The sequence below is a fragment of the Achromobacter sp. GD03932 genome, assembly GCF_029839485.1.
In the GTDB taxonomy this organism is placed as follows: Bacteria; Pseudomonadota; Gammaproteobacteria; order Burkholderiales; family Burkholderiaceae_B; genus Achromobacter; species Achromobacter bronchisepticus_A.
Map to the genome: position 1 here is coordinate 59,619 of NZ_JAOCAT010000012.1, position 18,063 is coordinate 77,681.

Annotated in this window: 15 protein-coding genes; 10 read left to right on the forward strand and 5 right to left on the reverse strand. The window is 67.0% G+C overall.

From position 1 onward, the window contains the following. Positions 1-53 precede the first annotated feature (53 nt). Positions 54-992 (reverse strand): VOC family protein, encoded by a 939-nt coding sequence (locus tag N5C88_RS13425; protein WP_280015468.1) that lies wholly within the window; start codon positions 990-992, stop codon positions 54-56. A 254-nt stretch (positions 993-1,246) separates the two neighbouring features. Next, complete coding sequence (locus N5C88_RS13430) at positions 1,247-2,158, reverse strand: LysR family transcriptional regulator (RefSeq protein WP_118933714.1); 912 nt, start codon at positions 2,156-2,158, stop codon at positions 1,247-1,249. A 262-nt stretch (positions 2,159-2,420) separates the two neighbouring features. Between N5C88_RS13430 and N5C88_RS13435 the strand changes: the two genes are divergently transcribed. The 10 genes from N5C88_RS13435 (at position 2,421) to N5C88_RS13480 (ending at position 13,095) form a co-directional block, all read left to right on the forward strand. After that, positions 2,421-3,197 carry a 5-oxoprolinase subunit PxpA gene (locus tag N5C88_RS13435; protein WP_280015469.1) on the forward strand — a complete coding sequence of 259 codons (777 nt, stop codon included), beginning with the start codon at positions 2,421-2,423 and terminating at the stop codon, positions 3,195-3,197. Between the two features lie 38 nt (positions 3,198-3,235). Further along, complete coding sequence (locus N5C88_RS13440; RefSeq protein ID WP_013395528.1) at positions 3,236-3,478, forward strand: acetyl-CoA carboxylase; 243 nt, start codon at positions 3,236-3,238, stop codon at positions 3,476-3,478. An 8-nt stretch (positions 3,479-3,486) separates the two neighbouring features. Further along, positions 3,487-4,887: an acetyl-CoA carboxylase biotin carboxylase subunit gene (locus N5C88_RS13445; protein WP_280015470.1), complete on the forward strand. Its 1,401-nt coding sequence runs from the start codon at positions 3,487-3,489 to the stop codon at positions 4,885-4,887. After that, positions 4,884-5,756, forward strand: coding sequence for a carboxyltransferase domain-containing protein (locus tag N5C88_RS13450; protein ID WP_118933711.1), 873 nt, complete (start codon positions 4,884-4,886; stop codon positions 5,754-5,756). The genes N5C88_RS13445 and N5C88_RS13450 overlap by 4 nt, the downstream gene beginning before the upstream one ends. Continuing rightward, positions 5,749-6,738 carry a biotin-dependent carboxyltransferase family protein gene (locus tag N5C88_RS13455; RefSeq protein ID WP_059379576.1) on the forward strand — a complete coding sequence of 330 codons (990 nt, stop codon included), beginning with the start codon at positions 5,749-5,751 and terminating at the stop codon, positions 6,736-6,738. Before N5C88_RS13450 ends, N5C88_RS13455 begins: the two co-directional genes overlap by 8 nt. A 135-nt stretch (positions 6,739-6,873) precedes the next feature. Then, positions 6,874-8,205 carry an allantoin permease gene (locus N5C88_RS13460; protein WP_280015471.1) on the forward strand — a complete coding sequence of 444 codons (1,332 nt, stop codon included), beginning with the start codon at positions 6,874-6,876 and terminating at the stop codon, positions 8,203-8,205. A gap of 90 nt (positions 8,206-8,295) precedes the next feature. Beyond that, positions 8,296-8,946, forward strand: a complete 651-nt coding sequence (locus N5C88_RS13465) for an HD domain-containing protein (RefSeq protein ID WP_280015472.1) — start codon at positions 8,296-8,298, stop codon at positions 8,944-8,946. Positions 8,947-9,055: 109 nt separating this feature from the next. Next, complete coding sequence (locus tag N5C88_RS13470) at positions 9,056-9,559, forward strand: sigma-70 family RNA polymerase sigma factor (protein WP_251881185.1); 504 nt, start codon at positions 9,056-9,058, stop codon at positions 9,557-9,559. 24 nt (positions 9,560-9,583) lie between these two features. Then, positions 9,584-10,579, forward strand: a complete 996-nt coding sequence (locus N5C88_RS13475; protein ID WP_280015473.1) for a FecR domain-containing protein — start codon at positions 9,584-9,586, stop codon at positions 10,577-10,579. Positions 10,580-10,653: 74 nt separating this feature from the next. After that, on the forward strand, positions 10,654-13,095 hold the full coding sequence (locus N5C88_RS13480) for a TonB-dependent siderophore receptor (RefSeq protein ID WP_280015474.1): 2,442 nt from the start codon (positions 10,654-10,656) through the stop codon (positions 13,093-13,095). Positions 13,096-13,101: 6 nt separating this feature from the next. Here the strand turns inward: N5C88_RS13480 and N5C88_RS13485 are convergent, their stop codons facing one another. The 3 genes from N5C88_RS13485 to N5C88_RS13495 are packed head-to-tail and all read right to left on the reverse strand — an operon-like array spanning position 13,102 to position 18,053. Beyond that, a complete protein-coding gene (locus N5C88_RS13485; protein ID WP_280015475.1) occupies positions 13,102-13,914 on the reverse strand; it encodes an efflux RND transporter periplasmic adaptor subunit in 813 nt (270 codons plus the stop codon). Position 13,915: 1 nt separating this feature from the next. Further along, positions 13,916-15,898, reverse strand: a complete 1,983-nt coding sequence (locus N5C88_RS13490) for a preprotein translocase subunit SecA (protein WP_280015476.1) — start codon at positions 15,896-15,898, stop codon at positions 13,916-13,918. A gap of 1 nt (position 15,899) precedes the next feature. Continuing rightward, on the reverse strand, positions 15,900-18,053 hold the full coding sequence (locus N5C88_RS13495; RefSeq protein WP_059379580.1) for an efflux RND transporter periplasmic adaptor subunit: 2,154 nt from the start codon (positions 18,051-18,053) through the stop codon (positions 15,900-15,902). Positions 18,054-18,063: the final 10 nt, after the last annotated feature.

Genomic DNA, 18,063 nt, shown 5'->3' on the forward strand with positions numbered 1-18,063 from the left:
CTGTTTTATTTGAAGTACTAGCTGGATATCGGTACTGCAGACTGCCCGCCGGATCAGCGCTCCGCGCAATCCCAGGGCAAGGCCGCGCCGGCGCAGAAAATGAGGCTTGCGCCGCCCGCATGTTCGGCCGCCACCCGCAATTGATCGTTGGCGCGGAGGTAGGGAAGGCGATTGGCCTCGAGCACGGCAGCGGTGCGGGACAGGTCGGCCACTTCCACGGCAAGCGCGGCCGGGCGCGGCAGCACCGGAATCTCGCATCCCGGCAGGCGCGACCGCAGAGCGTCGCGTGTTGTCAGCCCCAACCATCCCGAATGCAGTCGGAACCAGGCCTCGCCCTCGCGCCGCGTGCTGGCCACGCCCAGATAGCGCTCATAGCGCGCCGCCGCCTCGTCCAGATCCTCCACCGCGACGATGGCCGCCGCCAGCGCGCGGGCGCCGTTGGGATGGGACAGGTAGCGTTCCTGCCAGAGCAGTTCGGGAGTCTCGTGGCGCAGGGTCAGGATCAGGCCTTCAGGCATCGCGTCGCGCGACGTGCGCACCTGGCTGAACCGCGCCAGTTTGGGGCCTTGCGGCGTGCCTATGTAGCGTTGCAGCACGCCGGGTTCGGCCGCAAAGCCGGCCTCGCGCAGCGCGGCGATGCGCTGCTCGGGCTGGGCAGTATCGAAGGCGATGATGTGCATGCCCGCATAGCGGGCCAAACCGTCGGGAATACCGCGCAAGTCCAGCGCCGGGTCCACCACCGCGACCAACTCGATGTAGCCGTGGCCGAGCATGGCGCAACGGTTGGCGATGCCGGCCTTGACCACTTCGCGCGTGACGGCGTGGGTGCCGGAGTGCTGTGACAGCGGCGTCAGCTGAAACCCCAGCCGTTCGTACAAGGCGGCGGCCGCCCCCATGTCGTGCGCGTACAGCCCCACGTGATCCAGTCCGACCGGATCCGGGCCTGCCGATTCCGCGTTCGCCCGGATGCGGGCGCCGTGGAGCTGCGTCATGGATATTCCTTCTTCTCTCTGAATGGGCGGGAACCAACTCGGGAAGGCAAGAAGCGGCACGGGCAGGCCCGACTTCTGTTCACATCAATGCATACATTGATATATACATCAGTGAATATTCAAACGGCAATCGTTTTACGGCCTATCCGCATGAGGGATTTCACGGGGTCGCGCAGGCATGCGCAGCCCCTGCCGCGAGGCGCCGACGGCCTGGCGGATCGATTTGGAAGATGGTTCGAACCGTTGGCGTGGGCTCAGCCCGCCCCGCCCCGCTGCGCCATGTACGCATGCCGGAAATAGTCCCGCACCGCCTGCATCGCGGGCGATACTTCCGCGCCCCGGCGCCAGGCCAGCCCCACGTTCATCGGCGGAATCGGGTCCTTCAGCTGGACCGTTTCTATGCGCCGGCCTTCCAGCGACCAGGGCCGGTAGACCATGTCCGACAGCAGGGCCACGCCGCTGCCGTTGGCCACCATGCTGCGCACCGCCTCGACGGATGAGGTGCGCAGCCTCACGTCGGGCTTGAAAGGGGTTTCGTTCCAGTAGCGCAAGGCGGTGTAGGCCGCCTCGTCCACGGTCAGCATGATGAAGGGCTCGCGCGAAACGTCCTCCAGGGTCACGGCGTCCGCCGCCAGCAAGGGATGCCTGGCCGGCAGCCAGAGGCGTCGCGGCGAGCCGAAGAAATGCTCCACCGCCAGATCCGGGTTAGCGACGTTGGAGGTCAACAGCACCGCCATGTCATAGCGGTTCGCGATCAGGCCTTCCTCGATGGCGCTGCGGTTCAGTTCGTGCAGCTGGATGTCCAAACGGGGATACAGCTGCGACAGCCGCTGCAGGTGATACGGCAGGAAGTAGCCGATCACCGTATAGGACGCCGCCAGCAGCAGGCGGCCCGAGACCTCTTCCGCCGCCGCCGGCATGCGCAGGGCTTCGTCGACCGAGGACAGGATGTTGTAGGCGTGGTTCAGGAAGGTGCGGCCGCTGTGGGTCAGCGTCACGCCGTGGGCGCCGCGCTGGAACAGCGCCGTGCCCACCGTTTCCTCCAGTTCGCGGATGGCGCTGGTGATGGCCGACTGGGATATCGCCAGCTGGATCGCCGCCTGCGAAATCTGGCCCAGTTCGGCCGCGGCGATGAAGTATTTGAGCTGGCGTAGGGTAATCGACATGTCTAGCCTTATCTGTTTAATCGATATCTTCCCCTCAGGATATCTGCATATTCTTTGCGCATCCCCATCCGCCCCATCAGGGGTATCCCTTATTTTTCATAGAGAAATCTTCGAAACGCGGCCGCCAACGGGACGGACGCTTATCTAAAAAACAGATATCCACAGATCAATAAAAAGATCTTTTTATCCCCTTGAGGCTTGGCTAATGTTCACGTCACACGCCGCGCCGGATGCGGCGAGCGACAAGAAGGAGCCTCCCGCAATGAGCAAGCGCAGCATCGACCTCAACTCGGACATGGGGGAAGGATTTGGCCCATGGACCATCGGGGACGACGTGGACGAAGCGATCATGCCCTTGATCAGTTCGGCCAACATCGCCACGGGCTTCCATGCCGGCGACCCGCGGATCATGAACCGCACGGTGCTGCAGGCCCGCGAACACGGCGTCTGCATCGGCGCCCATCCCGGTTTTCGCGACCTGGTCGGCTTCGGCCGGCGCGACATGCGCGAAAGCGCCGAAGCGCTGGTGCACGACATCGTCTATCAGCTGGGCGCGCTGCGCGAATTCGCCCGGCTGCACGGACTGCGCCTGCAACACGTCAAACCGCATGGCGCGCTGTACATGCAGGCCGCCCGCGACGAAGCCCTGTCGCGCCGCCTGATCGAAACGCTGCAGGAACTGGAGCCCACGCTGGCGCTGTACTGCATGGAAAGCTCGGTCACCTACCGCCTGGCGCGCGAACTGAACCAGCCCGTGGTGCGCGAGTTCTACGCCGACCGCGACTACGACGCCGGCGGCTCCATCGTCTTCACCCGCTACACCCAGCCGCTGGACCCCGCCCTGGTCGCCGAAAAGGTGCTGCGCGCCTGCACCGAGGGACGCGTGCGCACGGTCGAAGGCAAGGACATCGCCATCGACTTCGATTCTGTCTGCATACACAGCGACACGCCCGGCGCCCTGTCCCTGGTGCGCGCCACCCGCGAGAAGCTGGAAACCCACGGCATCCGGATCGCGCCGCCCAGCGTGACCGGCCCCTGAACCGCCTGCCGCCCAAACAACATTCCAAGGAGAAACCCATGCCGTTGCACGATATTCCCAGCCCCCTGCCCGGAACCTTCTATCGCCGCCCCAGCCCCGACGCGGCCCCCTTCGTGGAGCCTGGCGCCACGGTCGCCGCCGGCGCCGTGATCGGCATCGTCGAAGTCATGAAGCAGTTCAACCAGATCGAAACGCCCACCGGCGGCGTGGTGGCGGAAATCCTCGTCGAAGACGGCGAACCGGTGGAAGCCGGGCAGCCCCTGCTGCGCATCGAGGGATAGGCCGCGCCATGTCCGATATCCATCTCCCCTACCGGCCGCGCCACCTCCACAAGGTGCTGGTCGCCAACCGCGGCGAAATCGCCTTGCGCATCATCCGCGCCGCCCGCGAACTGGGCATGCGCACCGTCGCCGTGTACAGCGAGGCGGACCGCGACGCGTTGGCCACGCGCATGGCCGACGAGGCGGTACTCATCGGCCCCTCGCACGCGACGCGCAGCTATCTGAATACCGAAGCGCTGCTGGACGCCGCCCGCAGCACCGGCGCCCAGGCGGTACATCCCGGCTACGGCTTCCTGTCGGAAAACGCGGCATTCGCGCAGGCCGTGAGCGACGCCGGCCTGATCTTCGTCGGGCCCGATGCCGCCACCATCCGCACGATGGGCGACAAGGCTGCAGCGCGCGCCTGCGCCCAGAAGGCCGGCGTGCCGACGGTACCGGGCAGCGAGGGCGTGCTGTCGTCGCTGGATGAAGCCCTGACCCATGCCGCCGTCATCGGCTACCCGCTCATGATCAAGGCGGCCGCGGGCGGCGGCGGACGCGGCATCCGCGTGGTGCGCGACGAAGCCGAACTGCGCGCGCAGATGCCGCAGGCCCAGGCCGAGGCACAGGCGGCCTTCGGCGAAGCCGGCGTGTACCTGGAACGCTATCTGCCGCGCGCCCGCCACATCGAAGTTCAGGTCCTGGGCGACGGCAGCAACGCCGTCCACCTGTACGAACGCGAATGCTCCCTGCAACGGCGCCGGCAGAAGGTGCTGGAAGAAGCGCCCTCGCCCGCCCTGGCCCCCGCCACCCGGCAGAAACTGTGCGAATCGGCGGCGCAACTGGCGCGCTCGGTCGGATACCGTGGCGCAGGCACGCTGGAGTATCTGTATGACGACAGCCGCGGCGCGGGCGAGTTCTATTTCATCGAGATGAATACCCGCATCCAGGTCGAGCACCCCATCACCGAAGCCATCACGGGCGTGGACCTGGTGCGCGAAATGCTGCGCATCGCCGACGGCGAGCCGCTGCGCTGGCGCCAGCAGGACATCGCCATCCGCGGCGCGGCGATCGAATGCCGCATCAACGCCGAAGACCCCACGCGCAACTTCGCGCCCAGCCCGGGCCGGGTCGAACACGTGCGCTGGCCCGGCGGCCCCGGCGTGCGCGTGGACTCGATGCTGTATCCGGGCTGCGCCGTGCCGCCCTACTATGACTCGCTGCTGGCCAAGCTGATCGTCTGGGACGAGGACCGCGCGGCGGCGCTGGCGCGCATGGCGCGCGCGCTCGACGAAGTCGAACTCGCCGGCGTGCATTCGACGCTGGCGCTGCACCGCGAGCTGCTGGAGGATGCGGACGTGCTGGCGGGCCGCTACCACACCAATTATCTTGAGGCCTGGATGCAAAGGGACCGGGAGGACAACCAATGAGCTTGCGCTACACCCACGGCGGCGACGAGTTCATCTTCGTCGAGATCAGCGAGGACATGTCGCTGGAATCCTTTTTCAAGGGCATGGCGATCACGCGGGCGCTGCGCGAACGCGCGGTCGACGGCGTGACCGAGATCTGCCCGGCCAATGCGTCCTACCAGGTGCGGTACGACCCCGACCGCATCGCGCCGGACGCCCTGCTGGCCTTGCTGCGCGAACTGGAGGCGGGCATGGACCTGGCCAACCTGACGCTGGCGACCCGCATCATCGAAGTGCCGGTGTATTACAACGATCCCTGGACCCACGAGACCCTGATGCGGTTTCGCGAAAGGCATCAGGATCCGGCGTCCACCGATCTGGAATACGCGGCCCGCATCAACGGCCACGACTCGGTGCAGGGCTTCATCGACGCCCATTCCGGCTCGCCCTGGTTCGTGTCCATGGTGGGCTTCGTGGCCGGGCTGCCCTTCATGTACCAGATGGTGGAGCGCGAGCGCCAGCTGCAAGTTCCGAAGTACCTGCGCCCCCGCACCGACACGCCCAAGCACACGGTGGGACACGGCGGCTGCTTCGGCTGCATCTACTCGGTGCGCGGCGCGGGCGGCTACCAGATGTTCGGCGTCACGCCCGCGCCGATCTTCGAGCCGGCCCAGCGCCAGGCGCATCTGCGCGATTCCATGGTGTTCTTCCGCCCGGGCGACATCGTGAAGTTCAAGCCCATCACCCGCGACGAGTACGACCAGGCCGCGGCGCAGGTCGAGGCTGGCAGCTTCGCGCTGCGCATCCGGCCCGTGTCGTTCTCGCTGGCCGAGTTCCAGCGCGCCCCCGATGCCTGCAACGCCCAACTGCTGGAGACGCTCCATGCCTAACGATCCCATCATCGAAGTCATCAAGCCCGGCCTGGCCACTTCGGTGCAGGACACGGGCCGCCAGGGCTACTACCACCTGGGCATACCGCCGTCCGGCGCGCTCGACCAGTACGCGCTGGCGGCCGCCAACCTGCTGGTGGGCAACGCCGCCGACGCCGCCGTGCTGGAATGCACGCTGCTCGGCCCCGAATTGATGTTCCACCGCGCCGCCGTAATCGCCGTGACGGGCGCCAGCATGATCCCCAAGATCGACGGCGTGGCGCAGGCCTGCAACGTGGCGCTGGCGGTGCAGGCCGGCAGCCGGCTGTCGTTCGACTTCGTGCAGGCCGGCGCCCGCGCCTGCCTCGCGGTCGCCGGCGGCATCGACGTGCCTGTGGTCCTGGGCAGCCGCTCGACCTATGCGCTGGGCGCCATCGGCGGCCATGAAGGCCGCAAGCTGCAGGCCGGCGACCGGCTGGCAGTGGGCCGGGCCTCCATCCGCACGCGCGTGGGCCGCGAACTGCCGGCTGCGCTGGCCGAGGCTCCGCCCAAGACGCAAACGCTGCGCGTGCTGCCGGGCCTGTACGACCACCGGCTGGAGCCCGAGTCCGCCGCCGCCTTCTATGAAGACGTCTGGACCGTGACCTCGGAAGCCGACCGCATCGGCTACCGCTACAAGCAGGGCCGCCCGCTGCGCTTTCGCGCCCGCGAACAGCCTTTCGGCGCGGGCGCCGACCCGTCGAACATCGTCGACGCCTGCTATCCCATCGGCTCCATCCAGGTGCCTGCTGGCGTGGAGCCCATCATCCTGCACCGCGACGCGGTGTCCGGCGGCGGCTACGCCATGATAGGCACGGTCATCAGCGCCGACCTGGACAAGGTCGGCCAGATGCAGCCCAACCAGAGCGCCCATTTCGAGCGGGTGACGCTGGAGCAGGCGGTGGCCGCAAGGCGCGACTACCGCGCCCGCTTCGAGCGGCTGCATCAGGCGCTCAGCGGCTGACACCCGGGGCGCGGCCAGGCCGCGCCCTTCCCCCGTTTTCGTGTATTCCGGCCTCGCCCACTGGCAAGGCCGGTGGGCGAGGCGCGCCCGTTCCGCAGTCGAACCGCAGCATCCGATCCCGCCAGGAGATCCGACATGGCCAACATGACCTCACGCAAACCGTCCGATGAGACGGACAACTCGCTGCACGCCGTCGCCGACAGCGACCGCATGCCCCGCTACGCCCTCACCATGGCCTGGTGGGCCGTGTGCAGCGCCGTCTTCTACATCGTCGTCGGCGCCACGCTCGCGCTGAAATACGGCGCCCGCAACGCCATCATCGGCATGGTGCTGTCGGTGATCAGCTACGGGCTGATCAACGGCGTCATCAGTCGCTATGCGATCCGCAGCGGCCTGTCGGTGGCGCTGTTCTCGCGCCGGCTCTTCGGCACCTCGGGCGCGGCGCTGGCCACGCTGATCTTCTTCGCCACCGCCATCTACTACGCAGTGTTCGAAGGCGCGGTGATGTCGGTCGCGGCGCATCATCTCTATCCGGCCGTGCCGTACTGGCTGGTGGCGCTGGTGGTGGTCATCTACAGCGTGCTGCTGATCTTCGGCAGCGTGCAAAGATGGCTCGACAAGTTCAACGGCGTGCTGCTGCCGTTCTATCTGCTGGGCCTGCTGCTGGCCGTGGTGATGGCGACGCAGGAATACGGCTACAGCGACGCCTGGCTGTCGTTCGGCCCGCCCGAAGGGCCCGTCCCGGGCGGCTGGTGGGACGCCTTCGTGTACTACATGGGCGTGTGGGTCCTGATGATGTTCACCTTCGACTACGCCCGCTTCGGCAAGCGCGAGGACCAGACCTACCATAGCCGCTACAACTTCGGCATGCCGTTCTACCTGGTGACCTTCCTGCTCAACGGCGTGGCCGGCATCTATCTGGTCAGCACGATTCCCAGCGACGCCGCGCTGTCGGAAGTGTCGGTGGTGCTGGCGCTGCTCAAGCTGATGGGCCTGGGCGGCTTGCTGTTCGTCTGGATCACGCAGACCCGCATCAACACCGCCAACTACTACCTGGCCACCATCAACATGCAGGCGTTCTTCGCGCGCTGGCCGGGCATGCGCTGGCCCAAGGCGATGTGGGCGGTCATCGTGGGTGCGGTGACCTATGCACTGATGCTGCTGGACGTGTTCTCGTACCTGCTGCAGGCGCTCGCCTACCAGGGCATATTCGTGGTGTCCTGGGTGGCGGTGGCGCTGGTCCACATCCTGGGCGGCCAGGAATCCGCGCCGCAGCACGGCGGCGGCGCGGCCTTCAACCGCGCCGGCCTGGCCGGCTGGTTCGCCGGCGCGATCTGCGGCCTGGCGCTGATGCATACCGCCGGCTTCGCGGCGACGCTCGCCGCGCCGGCCAGCTTCGTGGTGTCGGCGCTGGTGTACCGGATCTGCTCCACGGCGGCGGGACGGATGCAGGCGCAGGGCGGTTGACGCCGCGCGCGGGCCGCGCGGCGGGATGCGCGGCCCGGCCCGAAGCGCCCTGTGTACACTTTCCGCTGGTCCCGAAGCTGGTGGAAAGAAATGAACGTACGCGTAGATTTGGCGGCATTGCGGCCGCAGCTCATACAGATCGCCCAGGGCGCGGACACCGGCGACGCCGCGCATGACCTGAGCCATCTGGAACGCGTATGGAAGGCCGCCGCCAGCATGCTTGCGCACCACCCCGAAGCCGACGCCGTGGTGGTCATGGCCGCCAGTTACCTGCATGACTTGGTAAACCTGCCCAAGAACCATCCCGACCGGGCGCGCGCCTCGAGCATGGCGGCTGACCAGGCCGTGCGCGAGCTGCAGGCCATCGGCTATCCGCCAGCCAAGCTCGCTGCCGTCCATCACGCCATCGAAGCCCATAGCTACTCCGCCAACATCCCGCCGCGCACCATCGAGGCCCGCATCGTGCAGGATGCCGACCGCCTGGATGCGCTCGGACCGGTGGGACTGGCCCGCATGTTCCACGTCGGCGGGCAGTTGGGGCGGGCGCTGGCGCACCCCACCGACCCCATGGGCGAGCATCGGCAACTGGACGATGGCGTCTATACGCTGGATCACATCGAATTGAAGCTCGCGCGCATCGCGCAAACCATGCAGACGGAAGGCGGCCGCGTGCTTGCAGCCACGCGGCTGGACTGGATACGGCGGTTCCGCGACGACTTCGTGGCGGATTGGGCGGCCTGAAACGGCGCTATCTTCGATCGGCCGGTGTTCATGCTATATAATAAGAACCATTCTCATAAACACTGATGCCGGCCGAATCCAGGCCCGATGCGCGGTGGGGGGGCTTGCCGTGCCGGCCAATAAATTCGCGTTACCGCAGCAGGACATCGAAGGCCTGTACATCGACCATGGCGGTTGGCTGAAAGGCTGGCTGCGGCGCAAGCTCGGCGATGCCTGCAGCGCCGCCGACCTGGCGCATGACACGTTCGTGCGCCTGCTCACAAAGGATGCCCTGCCCGAAATACGCGAGCCGCGCGCGCTGCTGACGACCATCGCACATGGGCTGGTACTGAATCTGCGTCGGCGCCAGCGTCTGGAACAGGCTTACCTGGAGGCGCTGGCGCTCCTGCCGGAGCCTCAGACGCCTTCGCCGGAAACCCAGGCCATCCTGCTCGAAACCCTGTTCGAGATCGATCGCCTGCTCGACGCCCTGCCCCGCTTGATGAGACAAGCTTTTCTGCTATCCCAGATCGATGGCAAGCGCCAAAGCGAGATCGCAGTCGAGCTTGGCGTGTCGGTGCCCACGGTCAAACGCTACATCGCCAAGGCTTTGGCGCACTGCTGCTTCGCGTAACCCGATTACCTGGAACCCGGCCCGATGCCCCCCATCGCCTCCAGCGTCCGTCTTCAGGCAGCGCATTGGCTGGTCGAACTGCAAGGTGACAGCGTGGCCAGCGACACGCTTCGGCGCTGGCGCGAATGGCGCGCAGCGGATCCTGAACACGAACGCGCGTGGCAGCATATCGAGGGCTTCCAGGCCAAGCTGCAGGGCGTGCCCGCGCCCCTGGCGCGCGCAACGCTCACCGTTCCCGATTCTCCCGCGCGCCGCAGGCTCGTCAAGGCGCTGGCGCTTGCCGTCTTCGCGGGCGGCGCGGCCTCGATGCTGGACGAGCAGCGCGCCTGGCGGCGCTGGACTGCCGACAGCCGGACCGGCGCGGGCGAACTTTTGAACCGCCTGCTGCCAGACGGCACCCAGGTCGCGCTCAATGCCGGCACCGCCATCGACATCCAATTCACGCAGACGGAACGCGCGCTGCGCCTCATCAGCGGCGAACTGCTGATCACCACCGCGCCGGATCCCGCGGCGGACCCGCCTCGCCCCTTCCTCGTGCGCACCGGCCAAGGCAGCATCCGCGCCCTGGGCACGCGTTTTTCCGTACGCGACCTGGACGGACGCAGCAGCGCCGAAAGCCTGGTCGCCGTCTTCGAGGGCGCCGTCGAGCTGGCTCCCGCCAGCGGCGCGCCAGCCCTGCTGCGGGCCGGGCAGCAAGGCTGGCTGGGACGTCATGCTGCTACCGCGGCGGGTTCCGCCAACGAAGATGCGCTGGCCTGGACCCAAGGCATCATAGTCGCCCAGGACATGCCTCTGCCGGCATTCCTGGCCGAGCTTGCGCGCTATCGCCCCGGCCGCCTGGCCTGGGACGAAGCGGTGGCGCACCTCAAGGTCACGGGCACCTATCCCACCGCCGATACCGACCGCGTCCTGGACATGCTCGCCGACACCCTGCCCGTCACGGTGAGCTACCTCACGCGCTATTGGGTCACGCTGCGGCCCCGTCCGGCCCGGACTACAGAAAAATTCCGCAACGGTTGATCCCTTTTCGTTTTTCGCGGGGCAAGAAGAGTAGGACCACACATTGCCTTCATTCTTGCTCCGGGGAACTGCATATGGGTTTAAACCGCCCGAAACCAACGACTTCCATTCCAGCGGCCGGCCGCCTGCGCCTGCACGCCCTGGCCAGCATGGCCATGCGCGGCCTGCGGGGTTGCGCCGCCATCGTCCCGCTAGCCGTGTGCGCCCCAATGGCGCATGCGCAGGCCGCGGAGGAAGCACGGTACTACGACATTCCCGCCGGTCCGTTGACCGCCGCGCTCAACCGCTACGGTCGTGAGTCCGGCCTGATGGTGTCTTTCTCGACCGAGCAGACCAACGGTCTCCAGAGCAAGGGAATCCAAGGCCGCTACACGGCGCAGGAGGGCTTGCAAGCATTGCTGGCGGGTACCGGCTTCGAGGCCGCCCTGCGGCCCAGCGGCGGCTATGTACTGCGGCCTGGCAGCACTCAGCAGCTCGCTCCCGTCGAGGTGGTCGGCGCGCACGAGACCGCCACCGGCCCTCTCTACGGCTATGCCGCCACGCGCAGCGCCACTGGCACCAAGACGGACACCGCCCTGATTGAAACGCCGCAGTCGATCAGCATCGTCGGCGCCGAGGAAATCGAAATGCTCAAGCCGCAGAACCTGCAGGACGCGCTGGGCTATGTCGCCGGGGTCAACCGCTCGGAAGGACTGGACCGGACCTCGGACACCTTGATCGTCCGGGGTTTTCAGCTCGATGGCAACGGCAACCAGTACCGCGACGGCACCAAGTACACAGTCAATATCTTCAACGGCCAGCAGGAACCCTATGGCCTGGAACGCATCGAAGTCCTCAAAGGCGCATCCTCTGTGCTCTATGGCGCCGCCGCGCCCGGCGGCATCATCAACACCATCAGCAAGCGGCCCCCGGCCGCGGCCCTGCGCGAGCTGAACGTCGAAACCGGCAGCTTCGACCGCAAGCAGGTATCAGGCGATTTCGGCGGGCCGCTGGACGAGGAAGGCGTCTGGTCATACCGGCTTACCTTTCTCGGCCGCGATGCGGACACCTTCATCGACCACATTCCTGACCGGCGCGCCTACGTGGCGCCCGCGATGACCTGGCGGCCCAGCGCAGCCACTTCCCTGACCTTGCTCGCCGATTATCAGAAAGACAGGACAGGCTATGTCTACGGCCTGCCCGAAAGCGGCACGATCCTGCCCAACCCCAACGGCAGAATTCCCCGCGAACGCTTTACCGGCGAACCCGGTTACGACAAGTTCGACCTGGAGCGCTACTCGGTCGGCTATTTGTTCGAACATGCCTTCAACGACCAGGTGAAGCTGCGCAACAGCCTGCGCTACATGCATGCCAGCAACGAATACCGCTCGGTCTGGATCAGCGGACTGCAGGATGACGGCCGCACGACCGCCTATCGCGGCGCGGCGCCGCGTTGGGACCGCTCTTCAGGCGTCGTCTCGGACACCTCGCTGCAATACCAGTTGCGCACGGGTCCGGTGGAACACACCTTTCTTGCCGGTCTGGACTATTCCGTCGCCCACCACGAATCCGAACGCTACCAGCGCGAACTCGGCAACATCGATATCTACAACCCCGTCTATGGCAGTCCGATAGGCGGCATCGAGACGCAAAACCCCTACTCCTGGAAAAGCGATACCAAGCGGCTGGGCCTATACCTCCAGGATCAGATGAAGATTGCCGACCGCTGGGTCGTGCTGCTGGGCGGACGGCAGGATTGGGTACGGTTCGACTCGGGTAACTTCTTCACCGGCGAAAAGACCGCGGACAATGAAAAGAACAAAGCCTTTACCGGCCGGGCGGGCCTGGTCTACCTCGCCCCCAACGGCCTCGCCCCCTTCCTGAGCTACAGCGAGTCCTTCGAACCGACCGAGGGCAATGACCGCAGCGGCGGCCGCTTCAAGCCCACCACCGGTCAGCAATACGAAGCCGGCCTGCGCTATCAACCGCCGGGCTCCCACACCATGGTGTCGGCGGCCGTTTACCAGATAACCCGCAAGAATGTGCTGGTCGCCGATCCCTCCGATCCGTCGATGACGTACTCGATACAGGCTGGCGAGGTGCGCTCGCGCGGCTTCGAACTGGAAGTCCGTTCGGCTCTCACCCGCGACATCAACCTCATCGCCGCCTACGCCTATACCGACGCCCGCACCACGCAAGCCAGCCCCTTGCAACCCGAACAGGAAGGCATGCGCACTCCCGGCGTGCCGTACAACCAGCTCTCGCTCTGGGCCGACTACAGTTTCGGCAGTCTCGGGCTGCCCGGTCTGAAGGCGGGCGCCGGCATGCGCTATGTGGGCAGCACGCGCAGCCAGACCAACGCCGAAGTGCCGGCCTTCACGCTGTTCGACGCCATGATCAGCTACAGCACCGGCCCGTGGCGCTTTGCGCTCAATGGCACCAACCTGGCGGACAAGACCTATATCGGGAATTGCACCTATGGATGCTTCTACGGCGAGCCCAGGCGGGTGATCGGGACGGTGAGCTATCGCTGGTAGGCAGGCTCAGAACTTCACCGAACAGCGGATGCCCGACGGAATTGCATTACCTTCGTTGGGCATCTGCAGCAGCACGGTAAAGGTGCCGCTGGCCGCGTCCATCACCCGGTCGATGCGCCAGACCTTGGCTTGCAGCGGCTTGTCGGTGATCGCCTGATTGACGCTGACCTGCGCCTGCGCATCGGCCTTGATCTGGCCATACAGGCCTTCCGGCACCACCACCCGCACCAGCAAGGGATTGATCTGCGCCAGCTTGACGATCTTGTTGTCATTGACGCGGTCGCCCGGACCGGCATAGCGCTCGGCGACGACGCCGTCGAAGGGGCTCTTGATGCTGCGTTCGGCCAGAATCGCCTGCTGCAGCGCCACCTGTAGCTGCGCCTGGCGGCTGCGCGAGGTCATTTCGTCGTAATCCCCCGCAGGCAGCAGCTGGCGCTTGAACAGATCGGTGTTGCGGTCGACGACGCGGCTCAGGTAGGCCGCCTCGGCGCGGCGCAGCCCCAGCGTGGCCTCGTCGACGCTGGTGTTCAGTTCGGCCACCACCTGGCCTTTCTTGACCACGTCGCCGCGCTGCACCAGCACGCTGCTCAGCACGCCGGCCGACGCGCTGCCCAATTCGGACACCTGGAAGGGTTCCATCAGGCAGGCCATGGGCGCATGCAGATTGCCGGCCTGCGCGGACAGCGCGGGCTCGGCCAGCACCGGCAGGCGGGCATCGGGCGGCAGCCCCTGCGCGCCTGCGGCAGTGGCGAACAGGCAGGCCAACAGGGCCGGGCGGACAAAGCGATGGCGGGTCGTCATGGGGTCGGGTCTTTGCATGTCAGTCGCCCTGCCCCGAGAAGGACAGGGAATTCTCAAGTTCTTCATCCGCGGCCACCATCTGGCGGCGCTCGCGGGCCAGTTTTCGTTCGGTGCGGGCCTGGGCGAAACGCAGCCAGCGCGCCGCCAACCCGTTGCGGTCCTGCCCGCGCCGTGCGCGCAGCAGCCGCGAAAGGGCGGCCCAGACGCCGCTGGCGACACTGTCCAGCACGGAGTCTTCCAGCGACAGGATGGCTTCGACATGGCCAGGATCGCCCTGGCGGCCGCTGCGTCCTTCCAATTGGCGGTCGATGCGGGCGGATTCATGCCGCTCGGTCAGGATGACGTGCAGGCCGCCGGCCTCGCGCGCGGCCTCCGACAAGGGGATATCCGTACCCCGGCCAGCCATGTTGGTGGCGATCATGATGCTGCCCAATTCACCAGCGCGCGCGATCATATCGGCCTCGTCGGCGTCCTGCTTGGCATTGAGCACCACAGCGGGCAGGCCGGCCTGGGCCAGCACCTGGGCCACCTGCTCGGACGCGGCGACCGAACGCGTGCCAATCAGGATGGGCACCCCTTGCCGATGCAGGGCGCGCGTGCGGTCGCGCACGGCGGCCCACTTTTCTTCCAGAGTGGGGTACACGACATCCGGCGCATGTCGCCGCCGCGACTTGCGATGGGTGGGAATGCGGACCACCGGCAGGTCGTAAACGCGGCCCAGCTCGGCGCGGATTTCCGCGGCCGTGCCCGTCATGCCGGACAGCAGCAGATAGTGCTTGAAGAAGCGCTGGTAGCTGATGCTCTTGAGGGTGGCGCGCGGTTCGCTCAGTTCCAGCCCCTCTTTGTGTTCCAGCATCTGGTGCAGGCCCTGGCCCCAGGACCGGTCCGGCATCACACGTCCGGTGAACTCATCGACCACCATGATCTTGCCGTCGCGGATGATGTATTGCTCATCCAGCCGGTACAGATGCAACACGGTCAAGGCGCTGAGCATCAGCTCTTCGCGCCGGAACGGGATGCTCCACGGCGCCGGCAGCGCGGCGCACAATCCGCGCAGATGCTCGCGCCCCAGCTCGGTCAGGATCGCGCGGCGTTCGCCGCGGTGCAGGCGGTAGTGTTCGGGCGTCAAGCTTGCGGCCAGTTCCATGGCCTGGCGCGTCACGTCGGCGGTGTCGTCCTCCTGCACGCCGGAAATGATGAGCGGCGTGCGCGCCTCGTCGACCAGCACGCTGTCGGCCTCGTCCACGATCGCGTAGCACAGGCCGCGCAGGTACAGCTGGGATAGCCTGCCCTGCTCCCCCCGCAGCCGTTCCAGGCGCAAGGCGTCTTCGTCCTTGTCGCTGTCCAGCACGATCAGGTCGCGCAGGTAGTCGAACACCAGGGTCTTGTTGGAGCAGTACACCACGTCCGCCTGATAGGCCTTGCGCCGCGCGGGTATGTCCATTTCCATGCTGACCCAGGCCACCGACAGGCCCAGCGCTTCGTAGATGGGCCCCATGATCTGCGCATCGCGCTCGACCAGGTAGTCATTGGTGGTGATGACATGCACCGGCAGGCCGGCCATGGCGACCGTGGCGGCCGGCAAGGTCGCCGTCAGCGTCTTGCCTTCGCCCGTGTTCATCTCCGCCACCATGCCTTGCAGCATGGCCCAGCCGCCCAGCAGCTGGACGTCGAAATGCGCCTTGCCCAGCGCCAGCCGGCCCGCCTGGCGGATCAGCGCAAAGGCGCGCGCCGCGCTTTCCTGGTTGATGCCGTTGGCGCGCAGGTCGAACGCGATCTCGTCGGCCCGCCGGCGCACGCCCGCCAGGTCGATGTCGCCCAGCGCCTGCGTTTCGCGCCGCACCCGCGCCAGGATGCGGCGGGTACGCCACAGGGGCTGGCGGCGCTTGCGGCTCAGCCAGCGCAGCGCAGCCGTGCCCCATGCCTCCAGCTTGTTGGCATGGCGCTCGCTCTCCTTTTCAGGATAGAGCGGGTCGGGGTGGAGAGCGTCGAAGGCGCGCATGTCAGAGGCGGAACTGGCGCAGCACCATCTGCCGCACCGCGTCGTAGGCCTGCAACGCCAGCGGCCTGGGCTCGTGCGAGAACTTCACGTAGACCCGGGCGCCAAGATAGGCGCGCGGCGCGTCCTGGGGCAGCGCCAGGTCCATCACGAACAGGTTCTCCGCGGATTTGGCGCGCCCTTCCTGCGACTTGCGGGGATCCACGCCTATGCTGCCCCCGCCCTGCAGGCTGAGCGCCAGGCTGGGCAGTTCATCGGTAGCGGCCGGCACCTCGCGCGAGATCACCGCCTTGAACTCCTCGCCGCTGTCCTGCACCAGCCGCACGCGCACGTTCCTGAGCGAGCGGTGGATGCGCTCCAGGCTGGATTGCGGCACCACCACGCGCACGGTTTCGGCGTCGGTCAACACATAGCCCAACAGTTCGCCGCGCTGCACATAGCGGCCCGTCATGTCCTCCGGCTGCGCCGGCACGTAGCGTCCGGCGTGCGGGCTGCGCACCTGCTGCGCCTGGACCTGTTCCTGGATCGCCCGCCGCTCGGTCTGCAGGCTGGTCCATTGATGACGCATGATGGCCGCCTGCACCTGGTTCTGCGCATAGGCCTGCACGTAGCGCGCCTGGTACTCGTCGACCTGGGCGGCCAGCATGGCATCGCGGCGCAGCAGCTCGTCGTTTTCCAGCGTCAGCAGCGGCGCGCCCTGCCCCACCGGCGCATCGTCGGCCGCCTGCCGCGCACGCACGAAGCCGGCCACCGGCGCCCTGACCTGGGCGGAAGGCGGCACCCAGACCACGCCCTCCGTATCGGTGGACGAGGGCAGCGGCAGCGCGCCCGCCAGGCCAACCGCGCCCAGCACGCACAGCCCGCAGATCAGATAGGAGCGCAAGCGGTGCGCCTGGATCTGCGGGTCGGCATAGAACTGCCGGCCCAGGCGCCACAGCGGCATGACGATGGTGTTGAACAGCGCCCACATGGCCAGCAGCACGCCGAAGAAGAAAAACTGCCCCGCCATGATGAAGATGGCCAGGAACATGATGAACATGCGGTAGCAGAAGGACAGCACGGCGTAGCTCGCGAACCAGGCGCGTTCGCCCGGCGTAGCGCGCGGCGCTTCCACGCCGCGCAGGCCCAGCGCATAGCGCTTGAACAGATAGCCCAGATAGCCGTTGGCCCGCTGGCCCAGGTTGGGTATCTCGATGGCGTCCGACAAGACGTAGTAGCCGTCATAGCGCAGCAGCGGATTGCCGTTCATGAACAGCGTGGAAACGCCGCACAGGACGATGACGGTATAGGCCAGCGAACGCCCCAGCCCGGGATCCAGCTGGGTCCAGACGATCATCGCCACGGCTGCCAGGAACAACTCGACCAGGATGCCCGCCCCGCCCGCCAGCATGCGCCAGCGCTTGTCGGCAAAGGCCGAGGCCGCCGAGGCATCCACGTAGGGAATGGGCACCAGCAGCAGGAACATCAGGCCGATCTCGTGCACCTCGCCGCCGCGCGCCTTCACGGCGCAGGCGTGGCCGAGTTCGTGGATGGCCTTCACCACCGGATAGACCAGCGCCATCGCCAGCACATTGCCCGTGGAGAACACCTGGTCCCAGATATTGTGGGTCAAGGCCTGCCAATGCATGGCGCCCAGCGCCGCGCCCGCGCCCACCACGCCCAGCCAGAGCAAGGCGCCCAGCCAGGTGAACAGCCAGCGGTAATACGGCAGCGCCCGCGTCAGCCAGCGGTCCGGATCCAGCAGCGGCATCTTCAGCGCGCTGGGATTGCCGATGTACTGCTTGATCTTCTGCATGCGCTGGCGCTTGCGGCGCTCGACCAGGTCGCGCACGTCCGGCGCGCGGTCGGTGGTCAGCACATCGGCCCGGTGCAGCTGGGCCATCAGGCGGATGACCTCGTCCTGCGGCATGGCGTCGCCCTCCAGCTGGCCGCAGGCGATCTCCCAGATCTCCTGCACCGTGCGGCGCCCGTCCATCAGGCTGATCATCAGATTGGCCTCGGGCGTATAGCGGTGGAACTCGCCATTGCTCTGGTCCTGCATCACATACCAGACCTGCCCCCGGTAGACGTGGCGATGGATATGGATGTGCGAGCGCAGCCGCGGGCGCAGCGCGCTGACCCGGTGCCAGGAATTGCTATAGAGCGCGGTACCAGACATCTTCTGCTCT